This window comes from Martelella alba, from assembly GCF_006516955.1.
Taxonomy (GTDB): domain Bacteria; phylum Pseudomonadota; class Alphaproteobacteria; order Rhizobiales; family Rhizobiaceae; genus Martelella; species Martelella alba.
The window spans coordinates 154,285-178,941 of record NZ_VHLG01000001.1 but is presented as its reverse complement, the minus strand read 5'-3'; the positions used below and the strand labels follow the sequence as shown (position 1 = coordinate 178,941).

General features: G+C 59.7%; 27 protein-coding genes, 1 tRNA gene, 1 pseudogene and 1 riboswitch. Of the genes and pseudogenes, 9 read left to right on the top strand and 20 right to left on the bottom strand.

The window, feature by feature from the left end:
- Positions 1-72: 72 nt before the first annotated feature.
- From FJU08_RS00820 to cowN, 3 genes are all read left to right on the top strand, one after another.
- Positions 73-1,140 carry an AbrB family transcriptional regulator gene (locus FJU08_RS00820; protein ID WP_141147077.1) on the top strand — a complete coding sequence of 356 codons (1,068 nt, stop codon included), beginning with the start codon at positions 73-75 and terminating at the stop codon, positions 1,138-1,140.
- 343 nt (positions 1,141-1,483) lie between these two features.
- On the top strand, positions 1,484-2,044 hold the full coding sequence (locus FJU08_RS00815; RefSeq protein ID WP_181409701.1) for a Crp/Fnr family transcriptional regulator: 561 nt from the start codon (positions 1,484-1,486) through the stop codon (positions 2,042-2,044).
- A gap of 91 nt (positions 2,045-2,135) precedes the next feature.
- Positions 2,136-2,414 (top strand): N(2)-fixation sustaining protein CowN, encoded by a 279-nt coding sequence (gene cowN, locus FJU08_RS00810; protein WP_141147075.1) that lies wholly within the window; start codon positions 2,136-2,138, stop codon positions 2,412-2,414.
- 56 nt (positions 2,415-2,470) lie between these two features.
- Here the strand turns inward: cowN and gcvP are convergent, their stop codons facing one another.
- The 3 genes from gcvP to gcvT are packed head-to-tail and all read right to left on the bottom strand — an operon-like array spanning position 2,471 to position 6,872.
- Positions 2,471-5,335 carry an aminomethyl-transferring glycine dehydrogenase gene (gene gcvP / locus FJU08_RS00805; RefSeq protein WP_141147074.1) on the bottom strand — a complete coding sequence of 955 codons (2,865 nt, stop codon included), beginning with the start codon at positions 5,333-5,335 and terminating at the stop codon, positions 2,471-2,473.
- The gene (gene gcvH, locus FJU08_RS00800) at positions 5,335-5,700 is read right to left on the bottom strand and encodes a glycine cleavage system protein GcvH (RefSeq protein ID WP_141147073.1); all 366 of its coding nucleotides are present in this window, start codon (positions 5,698-5,700) and stop codon (positions 5,335-5,337) included. Before gcvH ends, gcvP begins: the two co-directional genes overlap by 1 nt.
- Before the next feature lie 29 nt (positions 5,701-5,729).
- Positions 5,730-6,872 (bottom strand): glycine cleavage system aminomethyltransferase GcvT, encoded by a 1,143-nt coding sequence (gene gcvT, locus FJU08_RS00795; protein ID WP_141147072.1) that lies wholly within the window; start codon positions 6,870-6,872, stop codon positions 5,730-5,732.
- 149 nt (positions 6,873-7,021) lie between these two features.
- Positions 7,022-7,113: riboswitch (glycine riboswitch) on the bottom strand.
- A gap of 206 nt (positions 7,114-7,319) precedes the next feature.
- Here gcvT and crcB point away from each other — a divergent pair.
- From crcB to FJU08_RS00770, 5 genes are all read left to right on the top strand, one after another.
- Complete coding sequence (crcB, locus tag FJU08_RS00790; protein WP_235890531.1) at positions 7,320-7,709, top strand: fluoride efflux transporter CrcB; 390 nt, start codon at positions 7,320-7,322, stop codon at positions 7,707-7,709.
- Positions 7,710-7,817: 108 nt separating this feature from the next.
- Positions 7,818-8,810, top strand: a complete 993-nt coding sequence (locus FJU08_RS00785) for an RluA family pseudouridine synthase (RefSeq protein WP_141147070.1) — start codon at positions 7,818-7,820, stop codon at positions 8,808-8,810.
- 1 nt (position 8,811) lies between these two features.
- A complete protein-coding gene (locus FJU08_RS00780) occupies positions 8,812-9,462 on the top strand; it encodes an HAD-IA family hydrolase (RefSeq protein ID WP_141147069.1) in 651 nt (216 codons plus the stop codon).
- An 88-nt stretch (positions 9,463-9,550) separates the two neighbouring features.
- Positions 9,551-10,234 (top strand): HAD-IA family hydrolase, encoded by a 684-nt coding sequence (locus FJU08_RS00775; RefSeq protein WP_141147068.1) that lies wholly within the window; start codon positions 9,551-9,553, stop codon positions 10,232-10,234.
- Positions 10,212-11,006: an ATP12 family chaperone protein gene (locus FJU08_RS00770; RefSeq protein WP_141147067.1), complete on the top strand. Its 795-nt coding sequence runs from the start codon at positions 10,212-10,214 to the stop codon at positions 11,004-11,006. Before FJU08_RS00775 ends, FJU08_RS00770 begins: the two co-directional genes overlap by 23 nt.
- Positions 11,007-11,310: 304 nt before the next feature.
- Here the strand turns inward: FJU08_RS00770 and fghA are convergent, their stop codons facing one another.
- The 5 genes from fghA to lipB all read right to left on the bottom strand — a co-directional run bounded on the left by fghA (position 11,311) and on the right by lipB (position 15,507).
- Positions 11,311-12,144, bottom strand: coding sequence for an S-formylglutathione hydrolase (fghA, locus tag FJU08_RS00765; RefSeq protein ID WP_141147066.1), 834 nt, complete (start codon positions 12,142-12,144; stop codon positions 11,311-11,313).
- Positions 12,145-12,160: 16 nt separating this feature from the next.
- Positions 12,161-12,625, bottom strand: coding sequence for a YaiI/YqxD family protein (locus tag FJU08_RS00760; protein ID WP_141147065.1), 465 nt, complete (start codon positions 12,623-12,625; stop codon positions 12,161-12,163).
- A 20-nt stretch (positions 12,626-12,645) separates the two neighbouring features.
- Complete coding sequence (locus tag FJU08_RS00755; protein ID WP_141147064.1) at positions 12,646-13,773, bottom strand: S-(hydroxymethyl)glutathione dehydrogenase/class III alcohol dehydrogenase; 1,128 nt, start codon at positions 13,771-13,773, stop codon at positions 12,646-12,648.
- Positions 13,774-13,907: 134 nt separating this feature from the next.
- On the bottom strand, positions 13,908-14,684 hold the full coding sequence (locus FJU08_RS00750; RefSeq protein ID WP_141147063.1) for a VOC family protein: 777 nt from the start codon (positions 14,682-14,684) through the stop codon (positions 13,908-13,910).
- A gap of 85 nt (positions 14,685-14,769) precedes the next feature.
- Positions 14,770-15,507: a lipoyl(octanoyl) transferase LipB gene (gene lipB / locus FJU08_RS00745; RefSeq protein WP_141147062.1), complete on the bottom strand. Its 738-nt coding sequence runs from the start codon at positions 15,505-15,507 to the stop codon at positions 14,770-14,772.
- 198 nt (positions 15,508-15,705) lie between these two features.
- Here lipB and FJU08_RS00740 point away from each other — a divergent pair.
- A tRNA-Leu gene (locus FJU08_RS00740) sits at positions 15,706-15,790 on the top strand.
- A 507-nt stretch (positions 15,791-16,297) separates the two neighbouring features.
- Here FJU08_RS00740 and FJU08_RS23285 read toward each other — a convergent pair.
- The 12 genes and pseudogenes from FJU08_RS23285 to FJU08_RS00685 form a co-directional block, all read right to left on the bottom strand.
- Positions 16,298-17,317 (bottom strand): annotated as a pseudogene (locus tag FJU08_RS23285) (recombinase family protein); the annotation flags it as partial.
- Positions 17,317-17,460, bottom strand: a complete 144-nt coding sequence (locus FJU08_RS22650; protein ID WP_181409700.1) for a hypothetical protein — start codon at positions 17,458-17,460, stop codon at positions 17,317-17,319. The gene FJU08_RS22650 and the pseudogene FJU08_RS23285, both read right to left, overlap by 1 nt.
- Positions 17,461-17,902: 442 nt before the next feature.
- A complete protein-coding gene (locus tag FJU08_RS00730) occupies positions 17,903-18,505 on the bottom strand; it encodes a hypothetical protein (RefSeq protein ID WP_141147061.1) in 603 nt (200 codons plus the stop codon).
- A gap of 35 nt (positions 18,506-18,540) precedes the next feature.
- The gene (locus FJU08_RS00725; protein ID WP_141147060.1) at positions 18,541-19,020 is read right to left on the bottom strand and encodes a hypothetical protein; all 480 of its coding nucleotides are present in this window, start codon (positions 19,018-19,020) and stop codon (positions 18,541-18,543) included.
- Positions 19,021-19,024: 4 nt separating this feature from the next.
- Positions 19,025-19,345, bottom strand: coding sequence for a hypothetical protein (locus FJU08_RS00720; protein WP_141147059.1), 321 nt, complete (start codon positions 19,343-19,345; stop codon positions 19,025-19,027).
- A complete protein-coding gene (locus tag FJU08_RS00715) occupies positions 19,342-19,602 on the bottom strand; it encodes a hypothetical protein (protein ID WP_141147058.1) in 261 nt (86 codons plus the stop codon). Before FJU08_RS00715 ends, FJU08_RS00720 begins: the two co-directional genes overlap by 4 nt.
- Positions 19,602-20,984: a type IV secretory system conjugative DNA transfer family protein gene (locus tag FJU08_RS00710; protein ID WP_141147577.1), complete on the bottom strand. Its 1,383-nt coding sequence runs from the start codon at positions 20,982-20,984 to the stop codon at positions 19,602-19,604. The genes FJU08_RS00715 and FJU08_RS00710 overlap by 1 nt, the downstream gene beginning before the upstream one ends.
- Before the next feature lie 59 nt (positions 20,985-21,043).
- Positions 21,044-21,352: a hypothetical protein gene (locus FJU08_RS00705; RefSeq protein WP_141147057.1), complete on the bottom strand. Its 309-nt coding sequence runs from the start codon at positions 21,350-21,352 to the stop codon at positions 21,044-21,046.
- On the bottom strand, positions 21,349-21,723 hold the full coding sequence (locus FJU08_RS00700; protein WP_141147056.1) for a hypothetical protein: 375 nt from the start codon (positions 21,721-21,723) through the stop codon (positions 21,349-21,351). Before FJU08_RS00700 ends, FJU08_RS00705 begins: the two co-directional genes overlap by 4 nt.
- A gap of 3 nt (positions 21,724-21,726) precedes the next feature.
- A complete protein-coding gene (locus FJU08_RS00695) occupies positions 21,727-22,269 on the bottom strand; it encodes a hypothetical protein (RefSeq protein WP_141147055.1) in 543 nt (180 codons plus the stop codon).
- Between the two features lie 168 nt (positions 22,270-22,437).
- A complete protein-coding gene (locus tag FJU08_RS00690) occupies positions 22,438-23,670 on the bottom strand; it encodes a hypothetical protein (protein WP_141147054.1) in 1,233 nt (410 codons plus the stop codon).
- A 175-nt stretch (positions 23,671-23,845) separates the two neighbouring features.
- Positions 23,846-24,523 (bottom strand): hypothetical protein, encoded by a 678-nt coding sequence (locus FJU08_RS00685; protein WP_141147053.1) that lies wholly within the window; start codon positions 24,521-24,523, stop codon positions 23,846-23,848.
- Positions 24,524-24,657 lie beyond the last annotated feature (134 nt).

Sequence of the window (24,657 nt, the reverse complement as noted above, 5' to 3'; positions counted from 1 at the left end):
GATCACACTGGAATGTGAAGGGCAGGGTGCCGTGCCGGATTTGCCGGCCTGCGACGACGAAGGTGACAGAATATGACTGACAATCCGACTTCTATTCAACGACGCCTTGCCATCTGGTCCGGTCTGATTGTTGCATCTCTCTTGCTGATTATCGTACTGGAATGGGCCGGATTGCCGGCCGCGCTTTTGCTGGGGCCGATGATATCGGCGATCTGCTTTTCTTTTTTCGGCAACAAGATCTCCGTTCCGCGTGTGCCTTTCAATCTGGCACAGGGGGTTGTCGGCTGCCTCATTGCCCGTACGATGACATTGCCGATCGTGAAAGAGATCGGTACGGAATGGCCGATTTTCGTCGCGGGCGTACTCTCCGTCGTCTTCGCGGCGATCCTGCTTGGCTGGATCCTTGCCAAGCTGCAGGTTCTGCCGGGTACGACCGCGATCTGGGGTTCTTTTCCAGGCGCTGCAACGGTGATGACACTGATGTCCGCGTCGTTCGGCGCCGATATGCGCCTCGTTGCCTTCATGCAGTATACACGCGTTGTGATCGTCACCATTGTGGCGGCAACAGTGGCCACAATCTGGGCGGCAAGCAGCGGTGCACCGGCTGTCGCGAGCGTATCCTGGCTGGCCCAGCCGGATTGGCAGGCGCTCGGAGCAACGCTGGCCATGGTTGTCATTGGTGTCGTGATCGGCCGGGTCTCAAAAATCCCGGCGGGGCCGATGATTGTTCCCGTTATCCTGGGCTCCGCGCTGAACATTGCCGGGCTCATCACGATCGAGCTGCCGCAATTGCTTCTGGCGCTTTCCTATGCGCTGGTTGGCTGGGGCATCGGCTCGCGCTTTGACCGCGATGTTATCCGCCATGCCGGCAAGGCGCTGCCGCGCGTGCTGCTATCGATTATCTGCCTCGTACTCGTCTGTGCTGGCTTTGCGAGCCTTCTCGTCGTCTTTGCCGGTGTCGACCCGCTGACGGCCTATCTCGCCACCAGTCCCGGCGGGGCGGATGCCGTAGCCATCATTTCTGCCTCCACCCATGTGGACGTCGCCTTCGTCATGTCGATGCAGATTGCCCGCTTCTTCTTCGTCATGGCGCTGGGGCCGATGCTGGCGCGGTTTGTTGCCAGCCGCAGCGGGATGTGAAGGCTGTCCGAACTCTCGCCTCACTGTGCGGCTTGCGTTGCCCACCTGATCTAAAAAGGGAGGCCTTTCCGGCTCCGCAAGGTCACGTAAACCACTGTTTCAGCACGATAAATTATCTCGAACTGAATGAAACTCGACCTGGAATGCCGCCAGTCATTCAGTGAAATCGAAGCATTTGCCTCTCCGTTGCGCCTTGACGGATCATGCGTTTGCCCCTTTGCTGACAAGACTGCGGAGGGTAGCAGTTATGCGACATAGTCCAACACTAAGCGATTTTCTCGAAAGTGAAGCGGGGGAGACGCTAACCCAGTTCTTTCGCGAACAGATCCTCCCGGCTGGTACAATGCTGCGCGATGATTGCGGGGATCAGATTCTGATTGTCAGAACCGGCCGCCTCCGCGTCTATCTCGCAACGCAGGAACGCGAACTCAGCCTCACCTACCTGCTGCCCGGTGACGCATTCAGCACCCATACGCGCGCGCAGCTGAGTGCTCAGGAGAACAGTCGCATCCTGATCGCGCCACGCAGGCTGGTTGAGCGGCAACTTGGTCACTTCCCCCTTTTGCAGGAGGCGATATTCCGGGTACTTGCGGCGACACTTTCCCAAAGCTTGACGATGATTGAAGATCTGGCCTTCCATCCGGTACGCGGACGGCTTGCGCGCTATCTGCTGCGTCAGACCAGTCAGCAGCCGGACGAACAGGAAGCTGGCATTGTGATCCAGCTTGCGCTGAGTATGGAAGAAATAGCCACTCTGATCGGGACGACCCGGCAAACGGCGTCCACCGAACTGAATGCCATGGTCAAAGATGGCGTGATCGCCAGGAATGGACGGTCAGGATTGGTGATCCTGCAGCCTGAAAGGTTGAGACTATGGGCGGGAGAGGCCAGCAATTGCGGCTGAAGTAATGCGGAGCACGCCGAACTGTCAGCTAGCTGACAGACTTTGACGCGCCTGTTGCTATCATCGCGTTATGAACCGAAAGGAAGGCGAGATGAGCGACGGATCCTATGACCGCTATGTCAGTTTCAAGGGGGCCGATTGGGAGCGTAAAAGTGCTGCGATCATGACAAGACTCGAATGCCACCGGCGAGACGCAACAAGTCCGTTCTGGGCCTATTTCTTCAGACAGCGCGAACAGGCCCACGCGCAGGGCTTCGATGATCTGCGTGTTCTCCACAATTACGTTTCCACACTCAGGGAGCTGCTTGAAGATATCGGAGACGAGGCCACGCTGAGCCTGCTCGAAGAACTGGAAGAAACGTGTATGTAAAACGCAGAAGCCGGCGTTTCCGCCGGCTTCGTGTCATTTCAAAGGGCCGGAATGTCTTATTCGGCGGCCTCTGCATATTCGCTCATTGGCGGGCAGGCGCAGATCAGGTTGCGATCACCATAAACATTGTCGACGCGGTTGACCGGCGGCCAGTATTTGTCGACACGGAAAGCGCCCGGCGGGAAGCAGGCTTCCTCACGCGAATAGGGGTGATCCCACGCGCCAACCAGATCTTCCACCGTATGCGGTGCATTCTTCAGCGGATTGTCGACACGGTCTGCCTTGCCGTCCTCGATCGCGGCAATCTCGGCGCGGATCGACAGCATGGCATCGCAGAACCGATCAAGCTCGGCCTTGGTTTCCGATTCTGTTGGCTCCACCATCAGCGTACCGGGAACCGGGAAGCTCATGGTCGGGGCATGGAAACCGCAGTCGATCAGCCGCTTGGCAATGTCATCGACACTGACATCGGCGCTGTCCTTCAGCGGGCGCGTATCGATGATGCATTCATGGGCAACGCGGCCTTTCTCGGATTTGTAGAGCACCTCATAGGCACCCTTCAGCCGGGCAGCGATATAGTTGGCATTGAGGATCGCCACCTTGGTCGCCTGCGTCAGGCCTTCGCCACCCATCATCAGGCAGTAGGACCATGATATCGGCAGGATCGAGGGCGATCCGAAGGCCGCGGCCGAAACGGCACCCCCCAATGCATCAAGCGCCGGATTGCCGGGCAGGTGCGGCGCGAGATGCGCCTTGACCCCGATAGGCCCCATGCCGGGACCGCCGCCGCCATGTGGGATGCAGAAGGTCTTGTGCAGGTTTAGATGGCTGACATCGGAGCCAACATCGCCGGGGCGGGCCAGCCCGACCATGGCATTCATATTGGCGCCATCCAGATAAACCTGACCGCCATATTGATGGGTGATTTCGCAGACAGATTTTACCGTTTCCTCAAACACACCATGGGTCGAGGGATAGGTAATCATGCAGGCTGCCAGATTTTCGGCATATTGCGCAGCCTTGGCCGCGAAATCATCGAGGTCGATATCGCCATTGTCACGGGCTTTGACCGGAACCACCTTCATGCCGGCCATCTGCGCCGAGGCTGGATTGGTGCCATGGGCAGAGGTCGGGATCAGGCAGACATCGCGATGCGCTTCACCATTGGCCTTGTGGTAACGACGAATGGTCATCAGACCGGCATATTCGCCCTGCGCACCCGAATTCGGCTGCATCGAGAAGGCATCATAACCGGTGATCGCACACAGCTTGTCGGAAAGATCCGCAATCATCTCGCGATAGCCGGTCGTCTGGCTCTCCGGCGCAAAGGGATGCATATCGGAAAATTCCGGCCAGGTGATCGGCAGCATTTCCACCGTCGCATTCAGCTTCATCGTGCAGGAGCCAAGCGGGATCATCGCCCGGTCCAGCGCCAGGTCGCGGTCTGCGAGGCGGCGCATATAGCGCGTCATTTCGCTCTCAGCCCGGTTCATGTGAAAGATCGGATGCGTCATATAAGCACTTGTACGCAAGAGATCTTTTGGAAGTCGATAGTCTGCATCGAACTCTGCAATCGAGAAGCTGCCGCCAAAGGCTGCCCAGACCGCTTCGACATGCGCAGGGCGCGTGCGTTCATTGACAGAAATGCCGATTTTCGTCTCGCCGACCTTACGCAGGTTAACACCGTTATCGACGGCATTCTTCATGATCAATGCCTGGAAGGCGCCGACCTCGATGGTCATCGTGTCGAAGAAGTTCTCCGGTTCGACGACAAAGCCAAGCGCTTCCAACCCCTTGGCCAGCAGTACGCCCTTGCGATGGATCTGCTGCGCGATGGCCTTAAGGCCATCCGGTCCGTGGAACACGCCATACATCGAGGCCATGACGGCGAGCAGAACCTGCGCCGTGCAGATATTCGATGTCGCCTTTTCACGGCGGATATGCTGTTCACGGGTCTGCAGCGCCAGACGGTAGGCGCGGTTGCCACGCGCATCGACCGAGACGCCGACAAGACGGCCGGGCATGGAGCGCTTATAGGCATCCTTGACCGCCATATAGGCGGCATGCGGACCGCCGTAACCAAGCGGTACGCCGAAACGCTGGGTCGAGCCGATGGCGATATCGGCATCCATTTCGCCCGGCGACTTCAACAATGTCAGCGCCAGCGGATCGGCAGCCATGACGGCGATCGCCTTGGCCTCGTGCAGGGCCGAAATCACAGATGTGAAATCATGCACATGGCCATAGGTGCCGGGATACTGGAAAATTGCACCAAAGACGGCTTCGGGCTTCAGATCGGAGAAGGGATCGCCAACGACCACCTCCCAGCCAAACGGTTCAGCGCGGGTTTCGATGACGGCAATGGTCTGCGGATGGCAGGCAGCATCAACGAAGAAGGTATTCGCCTTGGACTTCGAAACACGGTTCGCCATGGCCATGGCCTCGGCTGCCGCCGTTGCCTCATCCAGAAGCGATGCATTGGCAATATCAAGGCCGGTCAGATCCGACATCATGGTCTGGAAGTTGAGCAGGGCTTCAAGCCGGCCCTGGCTGATTTCCGGCTGATAGGGCGTATAGGCGGTGTACCAGGCCGGATTTTCCAGAATATTGCGCTGGATTACCGGCGGCGTAATCGTGCCGTAATAGCCCTGACCGATCATGGTGGCGAGCACCTTGTTCTTGTCGGCGGTCTCGCGCAGCTTGTCGAGCGCTTCGCGCTCGCTCATCGCGGGACCAAAGGCCAGCGGTTCTTTCTGCCGGATCGCGGCCGGAACCGTGTCGTCAATCATGGCATCAAGGCTGTCATAGCCGATCACCTTCAGCATCTCGGCCATTTCAGCGGGCGAGGGGCCGATATGACGCCGGTTGGCAAAATCATAGGGCTGGTAATCGGTGAATTTGAAATCCGAAGGCGTCGTCATCAGGCGATGAACTCCATATAGGCGGCCTCGTCCATCAGGCCATCGGCATCGGCGACATCGGCAAGCTTCAGCTTGAAGAACCAGCCATCGCCCATTGGCGCTTCGTTGACGAGCGCGGGGTTTTCGACGATCGCCTCGTTGATTTCGACAATCTCGCCGGAAAGCGGGCAGAACACATCCGAAGCGGCCTTGACGGATTCAACCGTTGCCGCGTCGTCATTCTTTTCGAAGCTGGTGCCAAGCTCCGGCAGTTCGACGAAAACAAGGTCGCCCAGCGCTTCGGCAGCATGTGCGGTAATGCCGACAGTTGCGACATCGCCGTCAATTTTCAGCCATTCATGCTCTTCGGTAAATTTGATGGTCATTGCTCAGATCTCGCTAAAAGGAGCGCGGTTCAGCGCTTGTAGGTGGCGGTGACGAAGGGTGTATCGGTAACGGTGACGGGCAGATATTTGCCCCGCACCTCGGCATAGAGAACGGTTCCGGAGACGGCGAGGGGTGTTTCCACATAGCCCATGGCAACCGGCGCGCCGACCGAGGGGCCGAAGCCACCGGAGGTGACGTGACCGACCTCGCGGGCGCCCTGATCATCGGCAAAAAGCTTCGCCGGCGGACGGATCGGCGCGCGACCCTCAGCCTTCAGACCGACGCGGCGGCGCGATGCACCGGAGGCCAGCTGTGGCAGGATGACGGAAGCACCGGGGTAGCCGCCCTCGCGATCGCCACCATTGCGGCGCACCTTCTGCATGGCCCATTCCAGCGCAGCCTCAACCGGCGTCGTGGTGGTGTCGATGTCATTACCATAGAGGCAGAGACCAGCCTCCAGGCGCAGCGAATCGCGGGCGCCAAGGCCCACAGGCCCGCAGTCCTCGTGCCCCAGAAGTGCGCGGGCAATTTCTTCCGCCTTTTCCGATGGCATAGAGATTTCAAAACCATCCTCGCCGGAATAGCCGGAACGCGAGATGATGCAGTCCGCGCCGAAAATGGAGGCATCGCGAACATCCATAAATTTCATCGCCGCAGCGCCATCGAACACCCCCATCAGCACAGCCTCGGCTCGCGGCCCCTGAAGCGCGATCAGCGCACGGTCGTCGAAATGTTCCTCAACAGTGCAGAGATCGGAAAGCGCCGCCTTCATATGGGCAAGATCGGCGTGCTTGCAGGCTGCGTTGACGACGACATAGAAATAGTCACCGCGATTGGCGATCATCAAATCGTCAAGAATGCCGCCCGTCTCATTGGTGAAGAAAGCATAGCGCTGCCGGCCGGACTTGAGTCCGGCGACATCGACGGGTACCAGACGCTCAAGCGCGATCGCGGCGTCACCCAGATTGCCCGAAATCGGTCGCACATGGACCTGTCCCATATGGGACACATCAAAAAGACCGGCTTTTTCGCGGGTGTGAAGATGTTCCTTCAACACGCCGGCGGGATATTGCACCGGCATGTCATAGCCGGCAAAAGGAACCATGCGTGCGCCGAGCTGGAGATGCAGCGCATGAAGCGGCGTTTGTTTAAGAGTGTTTGGCGTATTCAAGAATGCCTCCGGATAGCGCGGGTCAGGCGCTGGCTCATGGGGTTGGGCAACGATTGAAGACGTGCCGCGCGAATGAGCCCCCTCTGTCCTGTTCGCCTGAGAATATTATCCCTTCGGCCAGCGGTTACCCGCCTTGTCTCCAGAGTCTAGCCATCGCACTGGTCCTTTGGCCTGAGAGTTTCCGGGGCAGTTGCTCCTTCGGCACCGCGAAAAGTCCCGCGGATTCTCCCAATACGATGTTTGGCCCGATTATCAGGCAGATGAACAGATTTGCAAGAGGTTCATTCCCCATAGGTGTGAAAATCACCGCCTTGCAGGCTTATTTCCCACAGGCGAGCGAACCGGGAAGGGCAGGCTTGCGTGCGGCGAACGGCGAGGGGCTCTTGCCGTGTGCGCGGCAGCATGCGAATGTCGCAGGAAAATTGGAACGACATTCAGGAAACAGATTTGTCTCAGACATTTACGCATGCCATTCTTGCAGCGCTTGGCGGGGGGATTGGTGCGGCTGGACGTTACTTCGTCGGTATCGCCGCCATTCGGCTGGCCGGACCCAACTTTCCCTGGGGAACCTTTATCGTCAACATTGTCGGCTCGCTGATGATCGGCCTGCTGGTCGAGGTTGTCGCGCGGCTGCTCAACCAGTCGGCGGATATGCGCGTCTTCCTCGTCACCGGTGTGCTCGGCGGCTTTACCACCTTTTCATCCTTTTCGCTGGATACGATGACCATGGTTGAACGCGGCGACTATGCTACGGCCGCGCTTTACGTTGCCGCCAGCGTGGGGCTTGGTCTTGTCGCAGCCTTTGGCGGCCTGATGATCGGACGTGCCGCCTTCTGACTGCCCGTTTCAATGATTGCCAATATGCGTTAGAGCATTCATTCATGACTCGGGCTGCCTCGTGAACGGCGCCCGGGCAGGCCGTGTTTCATAAGGACGACAATTCGGATGGCGGGTATCGAACATATCAAGGTTGACCATGACGAGGCAGGAATGCGCCTCGATCGCTGGTTCAAGATCCACTATCCCGGCCTTGGTTTTGGTGCGCTGCAAAAACTGCTCCGATCCGGTCAGGTCCGCATCGATGGCGGCCGGGTCAAGACCGACACCCGTATTCAGCCGGGGCAGATGGTGCGTGTGCCGCCGATGATGGGTGTCGACCAGAAGGCCAGCGGCCCGATTGCCTCAAAGGCGCTGAAACACTCACCTGATGCTGAACTTCTGGCCCGCATGCTGCTGCATGAAGATGACCGGCTGTTCGTGCTCAACAAGCCCGCCGGACTTGCAGTCCAGGGTGGCTCGGGTGTTGTTCGCCACATCGACAAGATGCTGGAAGCCTGGACCAGCAGAAAGGGCGAGAAGCCGCGCCTTGTGCATCGCCTTGACCGGGACACCTCCGGTGTTCTGGTGATTGCGCGCACCAGAGGTGCTGCCCAGAAGTTGACCGAAGCCTTCCGCGAACGGACCACCAAGAAAACCTACTGGTCGCTGGTGAAGGGCGTGCCGCGCAAGAGCGAGGACAAGATCTCCACCTGGCTCGCCAAGGAGCAGACACCGGACGGCGACCGCATGCGCATCGCCAAACATGGCGATGATGGCGCCGACCATGCCGTCTCCTATTACCGGGTGGTCGAGACGGCGGCAAACCGCCTGGCCTGGCTCGAGATGGAGCCTTATACCGGACGCACGCACCAGCTGCGCGTTCATGCGCTCCACATCGGTCACCCCATCATTGGCGACCCGAAATATTTCGACGATGATCCCAACTGGGATTTCCCCGGCGGCATGCAGAAACGCCTCCATCTGCATGCACGTCATATCGATATTCCCCACCCCGATGGCGGGCGGCTGCGCATCACCGCACCTCTGCCGCCGCATATGATACAGAGCTGGAACCTGCTCGGTTTCGATGCCAACCGGGAAGACCTTGATAAGGACTAGAATGAAGCTCGTATTATTTGATTGTGACGGAACGCTTGTCGACAGTGTCAGGCGGATCCACGAAACCTTTCGCCGCACATTCATTGCCTTCAACTATCCCGCTCCGAGCCTTGAAGACGTCAAGTCGATCGTCGGCCTCTCGCTCGATATCAGCTTTGCCCGCCTGCTTGGTCGCGAAACGGTGGACGAAGAAGCGATGGCGATGCGCCTGCATTTCAAATCGCTGTTTGCCGAAATCCATGCCGATCCGGCCATGACCGAGCAGCTTTTTCCCGGCATTTCCGAGCTTGTCGATGCGCTGGCGCGACGCGATGATGTCATCATCGGTGCGGTGACGGGCAATTCCCGGCGGGGCCTCAATCATATTCTGAGCTTGCACGGCTTCTCGGCCCATTTTCGTGTGTCTCGGACCGCCGATGATTGCCCCTCAAAACCCGATCCGGCCATGGTTCTGGAATGCTGCGCCGAGCTCGATTTCAACCCGGCACAGACCCTCGTCATCGGCGATGCGGTTTTTGATATGCAGATGGCCAAGGCCGCCGGTGCAGACGCGATCGGCGTCGCCTGGGGATATGGCACGGTTGATGCCCTCAAATCGGCAGGTGCGGATATGACCGTCGGCTCCCCCGAAGACATCCTCAACTATATCTAGTAAATTTTATTCACCGTTCTCTTGTGTTGTGATATGAAAGAAATGGTTGATAAGCAGGAGAATTTACCCCTGCTGCGACAGGACAGGAATGAAACTGGTTCTTTTTGACTGCGATGGAACGCTGGTTGACAGCCTTGTCATCATTCAGGAGACGATGAGGCGAACCTTCCTCGACTTCGGTTACGCGGCCCCGGCTGTCGAGGCCACCCGCGCAACGGTCGGCCTGACGCTGGATGTGGCCATTGCGGGCCTGCTGGACAAGCCTGCGATTGATGAAGAGGCCCGCGCCATGATGGCGCATTACCGTTCGCTATTTTCTGAGGTCAGGGCTGATCCGTCGATGCAGGAAAGTCTGTTCGAAGGCATCGCGGATGTCCTGGAAAGATTATTTGAAGAAGATGAAATTTTGATCGGCGCCGTCACGGGAAAATCACGGCGCGGCCTCAATCATATGCTTGATGTTCATAATTGGTTCAGCCGATTTCCAGTAACGCGCACGGCTGACGACTGTCCCTCAAAGCCGCATCCGGCCATGGTGCTGGAATGCTGCTCGGAAGCCGGAATTGATCCTGCTGACACGACAGTCATCGGCGACGCTGTTTTTGATATGCAGATGGCGAGATCAGCCGGGGCTCGGGCGCTGGGTGTGAGCTGGGGTTATGGCCAAACCGATGCATTGATGTCAGCCGGCGCCGAGCGGATTCTGACATCACCGAATGACATTCTAGTGCAGCTGATCGGAGAAGATCATGCGAGACCATTTGAACACTGACAATTTCGAGAGGGAACTGGCGGCGATTGATCCGGTCAGGCGTTCTCAGGAATTGATGCGATCCGAATTGCCGCGGCGCTTCTACAATGAAGCCAGTTTTGTCGCGACTGGCAGTGGCGGTTTCGCCATCGAACTGGATGGGCGCGGCGTCAAGACACCGGCCGGACACGCCTTGCAGCTGCCCAATGCCGTGCTGGCAGATCTCATCTGCCGTGAATGGAAGGACCAGGCTGACGTCATTGATCCGGCAACGATGCCGCTGACCCGACTGGCAAATACAACACTCGACGGCATTTCCGACAATGCCGAAGCTGTTTTCGACGAAATCGTATCCTATTGCGGCAACGATCTGTTGTTTTATCGCGTATCGAGCCCGACCGAGCTGGTTCAGCGTCAAAAAGATCGCTGGGATCCGCTGCTGAACTGGATGGCGCGCTCATTCTCTGCACGATTCAAGCTCGCAAACAGCGTTATGTTTGTACAACAACCTGCAGAAAGTATTGATTCTTTCAGGAACGCTCTTCAGCAGCATGCAGAGCCTTTCACACTGGCTTCAATGCATGTCATGACGACATTGACGGGCTCGGCAATCTTGGCGCTGGCCGTGGCGCGTGAGGAAATCAGCCTTGAGCAGGCCTGGGAACTAGCCCATCTGGAAGAAGACTGGACGATTGAGCACTGGGGCCATGACGCAGAAGCCGATCAGCGTCGGGAGCTGCGCTATATCGATATGGTGACGGCCTATACGGTGCTGAAGACCATGCAGAGCTGACAGAGTTTCGCGAGAACCCGAATTTCGAAGAAAGGCGACGCAATTCCGGGTCGCCCAGATCGCTGACAAATCTCACCCCTTTTTTGACGTCATGCCTGTGCGTTTCACAGCCACCTAGCTGGCGCGCGACTGCGAGGCGAAAGATACGTTTATCCAACGCTCTGAAGAGCCTGGATCCCCGTGACGAGCACGGGGATGACGACGGAGGGGCAGCGCCACCCCAAACAGGCAATCTGAATGACTTTGGCAAAAGTCTGGGCGACCCGTTTTCCGCGTCGCCTTTTGTTTCGTGCCATGCAAATCGTCAGAGCAAACGATCCGCATGCCAGCGGAGATGGTCATCCATGAAAGTGGAGATGAAATAATAGGAGTGATCGTAGCGTTCATGCAGGCGCAGCGTCAGAGCAATATCTGTGTCCTTGACCGCCTCTTCGAACATCCAGGGCTTCAGCCCGTTTTCCAGGAAACCGTCAGCCTTGCCCTGATCAATCAGAAATTCAGGGAAGCGGGCGCCATCTTCAACCAGCGCGCAGGCGTCATAGCTGCGCCATGCGGCCTGATCTGGACCAAGATATTTCGTCAGCGCCGGGATCGACCAGTCCGACGTTGAAGGCGACACGATCGGCGCAAAGGCAGAGCAGCTCTTGAAGCGATCAGGGTTTTTCAGCGCCATCGTCATTGCACCATGACCGCCCATTGAGTGGCCGAATATGCCCTGCCTTTCCATATCGGCACGGAAACTTGAGGCGATAAGCGCCGGCAGTTCCTCGGTGAGGTAGCTGTACATCCTGTAGTTTTCGGACCAGGGTTTTTCGGTGGCGTCGAGATAGAACCCAGCTCCCTTGCCCATCTGCCAATTGGTCAGCTCATCGGGAACATCCGTACCACGCGGACTGGTATCCGGGCAGATGACGATCAAGCCATATTCGGCGGCAAGGCGGCGATATTCACCCTTTTCCATCACATTGGCATGCGTGCAGGTGAGGCCGGACAGATACCACAGAACCGGCCGCGGCCCTGTGATTGCCTGCGGTGGAATAAAGGCCGCAAAAGTCATCTCACAGCCACAGACTTCCGAATCATGGGCAAAAACACCCTGCATGCCGCCAAAGGCGGTACTTTCGGACAGGATTTTCATGAAAACTCCTTATGCATCACGCCGTGCCCTTGGGCAGGCTTTTTGCCTGACCGCAAAGGCGGTGAAGCGTCTGAAGAAATTGCGACCGGTCACGCGCCGAGAAGGCTGCATTATAGCCCTTGCTCTCACCCGTTTCACGCAGGTGCTGGCCGAGATCACGCATCGCGCGGGCCATGCCGATATTGGCCGCGTCAAAAATGCGGCCCGTCGGTCCTGTTACCAGTGCGCCGGCATGAACACAGCGCTCCGCCAGCGGCACATCGGCCGTCACGACGATATCGCCCGGAGCGGCCCGTTCGGCGATCCAGTCATCGGCGGCGTCAAAAGAAGCGCCGACGATGACATTGCGAACCATCGGATCACGCGATGGCCGAAGCCCGGAATTAGCGACCAGAATGACCGGCAGCCCGTTGCGTTCGGCAACCCGCATTATTTCCGCCTTCACCGGACAGGCATCGGCATCGACATAGATCGTGGTCATGCTTCTATTCGTCCCGGTCCTCAGTAAACGACGACCGAACGGATGCTTTCACCACTATGCATCATGTCGAAGCCCTTGTTGATATCCTCAAGCTTCAGAAGATGGGTAATCATCGGATCGATCTCGATCTTGCCGTCCATATACCAGTCGACGATTTTCGGCACATCGGTGCGTCCGCGTGCTCCGCCGAAAGCCGTCCCCATCCAGCTGCGGCCAGTCACCAGCTGGAAGGGGCGGGTGGAGATTTCCTGGCCGGCGCCAGCGACACCGATCACGACCGACTTGCCCCAGCCACGATGGGATGATTCGAGCGCCTGACGCATTACCGTGGTGTTGCCGGTGCAATCGAAGGTGTAGTCAGCTCCGCCGATCGTGTCGGCGCCACGCTTGGTCAAATCGATCAGATAGGGCACCAGATCCTTGCCGATTTCCTTTGGATTGACGAAATGCGTCATGCCGAAACGTTCGCCCCAGGCCTTTTTTTCGTTGTTGAGGTCTACGCCAATGATCATGTCAGCCCCGGCGAGCCTAAGGCCCTGAATGACGTTCAGGCCAATGCCGCCGAGACCGAAAACGATCGCCGTTGCGCCGATTTCCACCTTGGCCGTATTGATGACGGCGCCAACACCGGTGGTAACGCCGCAGCCGATATAGCAGACCTTGTCGAACGGTGCGTCGGGGTTGATCTTTGCGACCGCGATCTCCGGCAAAACCGTGTAGTTCGCAAAGGTCGAACAGCCCATATAGTGAAACAGCGGCTTGCCATCGAGCGAGAATCGCGACGTGCCATCGGGCATCAGGCCCTGACCCTGGGTCGAGCGGATCGCGGTACACAGATTGGTCTTGCGCGAAAGGCAGGACGGGCATTCCCGGCATTCCGGCGTGTAGAGAGGGATAACATGATCTCCCTTCTTCACCGAGGTGACGCCGGGGCCGACATCAACCACCACGCCTGCGCCTTCATGACCGAGAATCGCAGGAAAAATCCCTTCAGGATCAGCGCCCGAAAGCGTGAAATCATCCGTGTGGCAGATGCCGGTGGCCTTGACCTCGATCAGCACTTCTCCGGCCCGCGGGCCTTCCAGCTGAACAGTCATGACTTCAAGGGGTTTGCCGGCTTCAACGGCAACTGCTGCGCGCACGTCCATGAGCGTTCTCTCCTTCAATATGCATAAGTATTTCCTCGCTGACACATCTGCCACGGAGATGAAGCGCGCAGCAAGCCCCGCAACGACAATCCAGGCCGAGAAATCGACACGATCGCGTTATCCTGAAGCGCAGCCTATCGCTTTGATGCCGTGAGCGAAAACATCGCGCCCTGCGGGTCAATACATTGCAGAATGAAACTTCCACCCGGCACTTGATGTGGACCATTGATGATCCGGCCGCCATTGTCCCGAACGCGGGCAGCAGCGGCATCGATCGCATCGACTACAGCGTAATAGTTCCAGAAAGACATCGGCATATCCGGCAGTTTGCGCATCATGCCGCCGATCTGCCTTCCGCCCGCCGAAAACAGCAGATATTGGCCCATCTCCCCCATATCGAAGGGTTCATCGGCCTGCCAGCCGAACATATCGGCATAAAAGGCCATCGCCGCATCGGGATTGCTCGTGTAGAGCTCGTGCCAGGCGAAGGTGCCGGGTGAGGGCGGTTTCGGTCCTTCCGGCATCGGGCCATCCATCGGGGCAGGACAGAAAAGATTGATCACGGCGCCGAAGGGATCTGCAAGTACGGCGAATCGACCGGTTTTCGGAATATCCTGTGGCGAAACGAGGATTTGACCGCCTGCCTTTTCAAATTCAGCGGCCTTGCCGTCCACATCCGCAACATCGACGTAGCCGCTCCAATTTGGCGGCACCTTGCGCCCGATCATTTCCGGCGTCAGCGCCATCAACCCACCGACAGCCATTTCGAAGCCCTCAACGGCAAAAAGCGCATAGTCCGTGCCAGCGACGCCACTATCGCGGCGCTGCCAGCCAGTCACCCTGCTGTAAAAATCACCCGCAGCCGCGACATCAGAAGTCAGTAATTCGTACCAGATGAATTGCCCGTCCATATCGGTCTCCTCCCGCTTTCAAGGCCTTGCTAAAAGACTACAGGAAGAATGCGACGGTAGACAGACAACACTTCACGTGACCCGATCAAGGTTCGGCCGGGTCCGCGCCAGGACATCGCGCCGTTGGCCCGAAGACCTCTTCAAAGGCGGCCCTGAGCGCAACATCAACATCGCCCATGGTAACCGGCAGACCGAGATCAACAAGGCTGGTGACACCATAGCCGGCAATGCCACAGGGGACGATGCCGCTGAAATGCTCCAGCTCAGGCTCGACATTGATTGAAAGCCCGTGGAAGCTCACCCAGTGCCGCAGCCGGATGCCGATCGCGGCAATCTTGTCTTCTGCGACCTGACCGTCGGCGAGCAGCGGCTTTTCCGGCCGGCGCACCCAGACACCGACACGGTCCTCGCGTCGCTCACCGCGCACATTCATGCTGTCTAGCGATCGGATAATGACCTCCTCAATCGCCGATACGAAGGCACGGACGTCCCTGCGCCGGCGTTTCAGGTCGAGCATAAGATAGGCAACGCGCTGGCCCGGGCCATGATAGGTGTATTCGCCGCCGCGCCCCGTCTCGTAGACCGGAAACCGACCCGGCATCAGAAGATCGCCGGAATTGGCACTCGTCCCGGCGGTGTAGAGCGGCGGATGCTCGACCAGCCAGACCAGTTCATCAGCTTCTCCATGAGCGATTCTTTCCACTTCCCGCTCCATCACGGCCAGAGCATAGGGATAGGAGACCGGGTTGTCGGTTATCCACCAGCGCACGGGAGCAGAACCGTCTTCGGCCCGCATGGCGATTTGAATATCCTGTCTTTGCATGAAACGGTCCTTTTTTGCGCATTTCTTCGCAGATTTGGGGCTTTGCGGCAAGCTTCGCCAGCCCCTTGAGCAGACATCGCGTGGCGGACAGTTAGGGCAATGCGGAATAAATGAAAAAAATGTGTCACAGGCGCTTGTGCGGCGTCATCGCTTTTGCTACATGCAGCGGCGCCGGGACGAACCGGCACCTACCACGATGCGGTCGTGGCGGAATTGGTAGACGCGCAGCGTTGAGGTCGCTGTGGGGCAACCCGTGGAAGTTCGAGTCTTCTCGACCGCACCACCTTGCAATTGCAAGGTATAATCCCCCCTTAAAGCTTTGAACGGTAAAGCGATTTTCGGGGGTTCTAGCACCCTTTTCTCGATGGTATTTCAGCCGGTCCTCGAAGGCCAGTCTGAGCACGGTCCGCTTGAGCGTGACATTGCCTGTTTCCCAGATTTTCCAAGGGTTTGCGAGGAATCCTAGCGAGAGTTCTAGCATTTTGTCGAAGGTGCCGGGCTGCGGGGCGAGATTGGCGAGCTGATCGCTCAGTCTGAGCTTGTCGCGTTCGAGCCCGGCGATCTTGTCTTCGTAGGCGCGGATGACGGCCGGGCTGGTGGCGTCGATGATCCTCGCAAGCAATGTGTCGATCTGCTTGTCGGTCTGCCGCAGGCGCTCCCTGCCGGATTTCAGCATGTCGTCGGCAAGCGCGAGACGCTGGTTCCAGGCATCGCGGAACATCACCCTGACCAGTTCGAAGAGTTTCGGGCCTGGCTGAAGGGACTTGATGATCGCGCCGACATCGCCTTCGAGCCGGTCGCGGGCAATCGACTTGCCATAGCTTTCACAGCCCTTCGTCTGGCAGAGATAATAGGGATAGCGCTTGGTATTGCCTTTAGCCCAGGAACTTCTGAACGGCACGCCGCAACCGGCGCAGCAGACGAAGCCGCGCAGGGCAAAATCATCGCCGATATTCTTGCGCGCCGGAAGCTTGGCGACACCGGAACGGCGTTCCTGCACCTTGTCAAAGGTCGCAAGCGAGATCAGGGCATCGTGCTGGCCTTTCAGCCAGTCGAGCCTGTAGATGTCGCTGCAGATATAGCCGGAATAGAGGGGCTGGGTGAGGATTTCCGTGACGCGTTGCTGGGTGACGATGCCGGCTCTGGTGCGCGGAAAGGAAGGGCAGCTTTCGAAGAAGCGCTTGACCTCGGCCTGCGACTGGAAGCGGCCAGCGGCATAGCCCTCGAAGGCCTCGCGGACGATGGTCGCCAGCGGTTCCTTCGGAACAAGGACTTTTCCGCGCCCCTTGATCGTGACGTATTGATAGCCGACCGGGGGATTGTGAATCCAGTAGCCGTTTTCCATGCGGGCGCGCATCTTCTGGGCGACCTGCCGGCCGTTCTGCTTGCGTTCCAGCGCCCCTTGGGCGGCAATGATGGTTTCGATGAACTCGCCTTCCGGTGTCTCGTCGAGGCGGAAGTTGAGGCATTCGATCGTTGCCTTCCGGGCGCGGAAGGCATCGCGCAGATCGAGATGGAAACGGGTGTCGCGGGCAAAGCGCTTGAGATCGTCGAAGATGACGACGAAGCGCTCGTCCGGCTGGGCGTCGAGAAAGCTGAGCAGGGCCTTCATGCCCGGACGTTTCATGAAGTCGATGCCGCCGGTGATCGTGTCGGGAAAGACGGCGGCAACCTGGTAGCCCTTTGCCGCCGCATGCTGGCGGCAGCGGGTCTCCTGGCTTTCAAGGCCGTGACCGTCCGATTCCTGCCCCTTCGAAGAGACCCGGCAATAGATCACGGCCTTTGCCGGCTGTTCGTCCGGTCCGGCCATCATTCATGCTCCTCGTCATCGAGGATCAGCAGCGGATCGGCCTTCTTGCCCGTGGCCTTGTCGTAACGGTCCTTCGCCGCCCTGATCGCGGCAATAAGGTCGTCTTCGGGACAGGGCCCGGTCTTGGTGGTTTCGTCAGTCATGGTGTCCTCCTTGGATCGTCTCCTTTTTTGGGTGGGTTGAAGAGGTGCGGCGGGCCGGCGCGGCGGCGGGCGGCATCTCTTTCGAGTTTACCATCTGTTCCACGATGATCCGACGCAATTCGTCATTCTGCCCACAGGCGGCATCGTCAAAGCCCGTTTTCAGGAAGGTGTCGCATTGCTGCAGGGGATGGAGCCTGAAGCCGAGATCGACAAAACCGAGGACGACGGCGAACAGGGTTTCCAGACCGGCCGGTCATCTGCTGGCCGGTGCGGATGGTCTGGGGATTGCGGCGTGTGGCTCATCATCTCGGCTCCGTTTTGTTTCACGTTCTCCTTTGTGGTAAGAACAAAAGAAGAACACTAATGGGAATCCTGTCCATTCGTCAAGGAATTTATTCCTTTTATTCAATGCGTTATGGAAAGAAGGGCTTGGATGATCCGCCTATCGCTGACGGGTTAGCCGGCGCTTTTCCGCCGGAACGGCGCTCCGTTCGGCGCGCCCGGCGTCGCGGGCGGACTGATGATAGGTTTTCTCCGCTTCCTTGCCGGCCTCGTAGAGTTCGCGGCCTTCGTTCTCGCGGAAGGTTTCGTGCATCGCCACCTTGGCGGACTGCTCGGTAACGCTCCATTTCGCGGCAAGCGCGATCGCCGCATCGTCATGGGCACGGTAGAAGGGCATGGTCTCGCCCTCCCGGATGCGGGTGAGGATAGAGCGCGCTGCGGGCAGGGCGTCCTGGCGAAGAGCGTCATGGACCTGCGCCTCGCGTTCGACCAGCTTTTCGCGCACGGCGTTCATCGTCTCGCCATAGCGGGCCTTGTAGATATCGCGGATCATCGCCTCGCCCTTCAGGGCGTCGAAGGGCTGGCCCTGGGCAAAAGACCCGGCATAAGCGGTCAGCTTTTCGCGGAAGGCGCCGCTCTTGTGGATTTCCCGGTCGATGATGCCGGTGATCATCAGGGCCTCGTCGAACTGGCTTTCCGTCAAGGTCTTGCCGGCAGGGCTGTTGCGGATGGTTTCGCGGAGATTCGGTTCGATATCGCTCATGGTCGGCTTCCTTTCCTCAATCCTTATGTTGAATGTCAGTATGATCGTCTGGGGCCGCGCCGATCCGGGCCGGACCGGCGATCGGCGCTGCGGTTAAAGTCATCGCGCGCCACGGTCTTCAGGGCATGCCGCTCTTCGGCGTCCCGCATCAGCGCCTCGATCCGCGCGCCTTCGGCGGCGTCGATCGCGGCCAGTTCGGCCTGGTGGTCCCGCTCGACCCTTCGATGGGCCTGACGGGCGATCATGTCCTTGTCGAACCGGTCGGTCCCGAAGGGCGTGCGGATCGTGTGCGCCGGACTGGCCTTCTCGTCGATGATGTCCTGCCGCGCCTTCTCGAAGCGCGTGCGGTATTCCTCACGATAACGCGCCTCGCTTTCCGTCCGGGCGGTTTCGAAGCGGTTTTCGATCTCGCCAAAGGCTTTCCAGTCCTCTCCCGTCGTCAGCGATTTCGCCTCATGGCGGCGAATGGCGAGGTCGAAGGTGGCGGCAAGTTCGCCTGCAATGTTCGATGGCATCGGATCATCTCCTCTTTGGCCGGATTTGCGTCGCGAATCCGCTTTTTGCTAAACTGTCGCTATGGTCGTGTTCGAGGATATTCAGGATGTGGTGGCGTGGCTGGCGCCTCTTGACTACGTTGATTTCTGGGAGGCTGTGGAACCTTACTGCCTGACGTTGCAGGACCGGGCGCATTGTGACGATCTGATCGCCAGCGGCACGGTGTCCCAGGCGCTTGTCCTCAAAGGGCTGAAGACGCTCGCGCGTATCGAGCTGACGCAGATGTTCGCCCTCAAGCACCGCATCCCCGAGCCGGTCGACGCGCCCTATCTTCGCTCGGTTCATTTACCCGCCCGCCTCTGCCTGAAGAACCGGACCCAGGCGCATTTGCCCTGTTCGGCATCGACATGGAAGGTGCCGTAAGGCCCCCAAAAGGTGCAGGTCAGATAATGCCGCTCCACCGCCAGGTCGTAAGGATGGCCATTGTCGAGGAAGGTGTATTCGACGATGACATGCGGCAGGCCTTTGCTGGCATAGACACCCCAGGCGGCGAGAGGCACGGCGATCCATGCCAGCAATGCGAGATAGCGAAAGATGGTCATTATTCCGTCTCCGGTGTTGGCGTTTTGAGTGTGATGATGGGATCGGCCGGCAGGACGCCGCCCTCGAGCGGATTGGCGCCGATCCGGTGGCAATAGGGGGCGATGTTCTGCATCCCGATCTTCAGCGCGAGGATGAAGCCGATACCCTTGATGTGGATGAGCTGCCGGTCGGACGGCATCGCCATCAGTTCGGACGGCGTCATCACCAGCGCCTTACCTGTCTGCCACGTGGTTTGCAGCCGCAGATCGCCGGTGGTGGAGCCGAGGCTCGACGAGACCGTTATTTCCTCGCCCATGGCCTTCGAAACGCGCTCGGCCTCAGTAAAGGAGCTGAGCCCAAACCATTGTTTTGTAATGGCATTTTCTTCGATTGTCTCGGTTTCGAGCCGGCCAAACCGCCGTTCGATCTCGGAGCGGCTCTGGGCGATCATCAGAAGCTCGCCGCCGTAAGCGCGTAAGGTCGTCAGGGATTCGACCAGTGACTTCAACGGCGCATTGGTGAACTCGTCGCCGATCATTGTCAGCGGACCGGCCCCGGCATAAAGCGCCTCGTTGAAGGCCATGATGTGAAGCGCATAAAACGAGCCGAGGCGGTTCATGAAGGCCTGAGGACCGACAAGAAAGATCACCGCCCGCTTGCGGATCAGCTCGGCATGGGTGGTATCGGCCTCAAGCCCGGCGGAATAGAGCCGTGATCCGGCGGCAAAGATGCGGAGTGCCTTCAGGGCTGCGGAGCGATGCTGCGGCCAATGCTCATGACCGGACATGTCGATCACGTCCATGGCGAGCGCCTTCAGCATGGCATCGCCTTCATCGGCCTCGACGGCAGCGATCTTCAGGAGCATCACCGGATTTGCGATCAGACCCCAGACGCCGCCCGGCGTTGCAAGGCGCGGATTGCGCTTCAGCAGGGCATAGGTCGCGAACTCGATCAGCGTGCGGGGATTGTCCCTGAAGTATTGATTTTTCGCATCATCCGGCGGTTCCGGGATCAGGGCATGGTTGGCATTCTCCGAAGAAAAGACCAGGTTTTCGGGATTGTGCTGATAGGTCGACACCACCCCGCCCAGCGGATTGAGGCAAACCCGATAGGGATTGTCGTCGCCAAGCACGCCCATATCGTCGATGATGGCGACCGGAAGGCCCATCTCGGCGATCATCGGGGCGGCCTGAGCGGCCATCTCGGCGTCCTTGCTGTCGAGCGCCAGAAGGGCAGGACGGTTCGCGGAAGACAGCACCGAATAGAGCCAGACCATTGCGCCAGATGTCGTTTTGTGCCCGCCATTGGCTGACAGCAGCAACGAATGCCCTCTGGGTGCCCAGATCGGCTCGCCGTCGAAGGTGAGCCCGAGAAGCCGCCGTCCGCCGGGATCGACCGGCATGCGAACCGCCGACGCCGGCATGGCGAACCGGAGCCCCTTTGTTTTTCCGAAGGACCAGCTCATTTGATCAGGCCTTTCTTGCGCAGGGTGTCCGGGGAGACGAGACGGTCGGATCGGGGAGCGACGCCCTTGCGGCGGAAGGAGCGCTGCTCAAGATCGTGATGGACGAGGGCCTTGACCGCGCCGATGGCGTCGGCGAAAGCGGTCAGTGCGCCAAGGCCGAACAGGATCGAGAGCGGCCAGCGCCCCCACCAGAGGACCGAGGCATGCGCCCACATCCAGCGGGCGAGAACGGCAAGGCCGAGGCCGCCGACAATCTTGAGATTGATCCCGACAATGTCGCGAAGACCGGGGCGGTGGTTGCTCATGCCGCGCCCTCCGGTCTGTCGCCGTGTTTGGCCGCGACGATCTGCCGGCGCAGGCGGTTCAGGTGGCCATAGGAGCCATAGATTGCGCCCGACAATTCCGAACCGCGCAGATCACGGCTGAGGAGCTGCAATTGTCCGAGCGTCCAACCGCCGCCAAGGGCTGCAAGCGCGATCAAGGCGATGATGATGCGTTCGCCAGGATGCAGAAGATCGCCATAGGCAAGCCCGAAGCCGCCGATGCTGGCGGCAATCAAAAGCCCTGTCGGCAGGAAGGGCCGGCGGACCGAGATCACGCTGAGACCCTTGATCAGATAGCTGTCCCGATGCGTGTGAATGACGCCGCCGTCAATGGAGAGAGAACCGAAGATCATCGCTCAGTCCTCCGCTTTGGCAAGGTTGGCGCAGGCAGGGCTTGTGAGCGCCTCCAGCAGCGAGGCGTGCATGTTCGAGACGGATGCCGGAACCAGAAGACGAGCGCTGCCCGCCGCCAGCGCCAGGTCCCATCGCTTGGTCATGGCGAAAGAGGTAACGGCGCAGGAACATTTGGAGCCGGCCTCATGGGCGACGTTTTCCAGATGCTGGCGGCGCAGTTCCAGAAGCCGCTCTTTCTGGGCATTCGCCTGATCGAGCGCGTCGCAGGCCATGCCCGCGCCGAACATGTCCATGAGCTGGCGGTATTCGGGCGGCAGGCTCCCGAAGACCTGATCGCAGCCGAAAGAGGGGCCAGCCTCAGGTTCGGGCTGCCGTGCCGCAATCGCCGCAACGACCTGGTGCTGGCAATCCTCCTGCCAGCCGATTTTCTCTGCGGTGCGTTCGGCAAGCAAGGGTCCGAGCGCGAAGGCCGAAACGCCGGCCCAGACGAGGCCGGCGACGATAACCCGGCCGGATATGGGCAAGGTGCTGATATCGATGGGCATGGACGAACTCCGTATCGGTTCATGGACAATGGGACGCCGCATCGCTGCGGCATCCCATGGCTAGACCTTCGGCGCGGACCATGCGGGCCAGGTTCGGGCGGATTGTTCGGAAAGGGCGATATGGATCAGGGCAAAAGAAGAGGGGGAGCCTGCGCTCCCCCCCGGTCCTCAGTCTTCGGCCTGCCGCCGGCGTGGCCCCGGCTTGCGCCGCGCCGTCGTCGCCGCCGGACGCGGCGGGTCCTGTTTCGGGATCGCGATCGCCCTGAGGTTGGTCAGGTCCTCGAAGGGGCTGTCGCGCGGTGCGGGCGCTTCAGGATTGTCCTGATGGCGGGCCCAGATCAGCGACATCACCGTATAGGCCCACAAGGTCAGCGGGAAGAGCAGCTCGACGGCAAAGGTCAGAACGGCAACCGGCGCGAAGTCCCCGATATAGGCAAAGGTCTGGATCGCCCCGGAGCGGGCCGGAAAGACGGGCCGGGTGACCGAATCTGCCCCGATGTCACCGAGAACCGCCTCGATATTGCCGGCATAGCCGGCAAGCAGGGCTTCGATCCGCTTCGTCGCAACCGGCTGTCCCGGAAGAGTGACGCCGCCGCGCAATTCCCCGGCATAGGCGGCAAGCGTCGATGCAGGAACGGCCTCGTCCAGTCCGCTCAACAGCGGGTCGATCTCGCCATCGCGCTTGCGCAAGGCCGTGCGCCGCTTCCAGATATCGGTGCCTTCATCGGCCAGCACGGTTTCCATCTGTGCCATCTGTGCAGCCAGCGCCGCCTGACCGTTGTCACGCTGCTGAAGCCCGCCCGCAATCGCATCGCGGACCGAAGCCGCACGCGCCGCGAGCGTATCAAGGGTTCGTGCCGCCGGGCCATAACCGCCGCCGCCGCTGAGAGACACGCAGGAGCTCTGCTTCTCGCAGGCCGCATTGGCTGCGAGATCGGCGGCAATCGCTGTTACGACCGGCACCAGCCGTCCCGATTGCGCCGCCGCCGCGCTGCGGACATTGACATAATGTTCCGTCTCGCTCACATAGGCCTGCAGGCGGCGTTCCTCGACCTGCCGGATGATCAGACCCGGCATGGTGGCCATGAACATTCCGGCGCCGACGATCAAAATCGAAATCAGCCCGACAAAGGCCGCCGCATTAAAACCGACCGAAACCAGCGTGGCGGATTTCTCGATCGCCATGCGGTAGGTGGCGTAGCTGACCATATAGGCGGCGACCGGCAGGAGCAGGGTCTTGATAAAGCCCGGCACGCCTTCACCGGTCATGCCGAGATTGTTGAGCGCCACCCACAGCATCACCGAGGATATCAACGGCAGAAGGGTGAGGATCACGCTCAGATAAGGCCGGCGCTCCGGCTTCGTCAGCCGGTCGGGGCGGGCAAGAGGGACATTCGGCATCGCACGTCTCCTTGTTGGTTAAGGTGATGTGCGATGAATAGCGGGACGGAGGACACCAAGCGGGCCGGGTTTGGGCGGATTGTGGGCTGCTTCGGAGGAGGGGCGTTTCGCAGAAATCGGACAAACGGGATCAGGCCGCCATTCCCGGCGGCCTGATCCCGAATATCGTTTTCAGCTATCGGCGCACCGCACCAAAGCGCAACTGCCAGCCGGCGAGGTTTTCCCGGGAGCGACGCTTGATGTCCCCGGCCTTGCCGCGCATTTCCAGCGCCCGGACATAAAGCCCGTCCGGACGTTCCTCCGCCGATCCCTTCACCGCGCGGTGGATTTGGGAAAGCTCGATCCGTTCCGAATAGGACCGGGCCGGGTAAAAGCCGGCGCGGGCAAAGTTGAGGCTGGAGCCAATATTGACCCCGTCATACGGCAGTATCCGTGCAATCGCCTGACCCGAGGCGAAGGCTCCCGATCGGGCCATATCCGCCATGAAGATCGCTGCGATCAAAGCCGGGACAACGCCTCTCACCCGCTCCCAGGAAACAGAGCCCTTGCAAAAGAGAAGGGACCCCGCATCGTCGCTGCCGCGCAGGGCATACATGCCGAGTTCAAGATGATCGCCAACGGTCGCCAGCGCCACGATCGTTCCTTTGCCGAAGACCGCGACCGGATCGATCCGCTTCAGGAGTGCCGGGTGCCGCGCCAGCGCCGCCTCGGCCATGATCATGTAGTTCGCCCGAACGATCGCCGGGACGGTCGGCCCCTCGAAAACGGTCAGGACCGCCTTCGCCTTCGTTGCCTGGAGCATTGCCTTGGTACCTTCATGGAAAGGAGCGCCATTCAAAGAAACAAGCTTCATCGCCTCATCCACCCCGATCGTTTCGAAAGACGCGCCCCGGTCAGTGCAATTTCCGGAGCGCTTGATCTCCACCGGCGCCAGCGGCGTCTCCGGTGTTGAGGGCAGTATCCAGCCCGGCGGCGGAACCGTCGGGC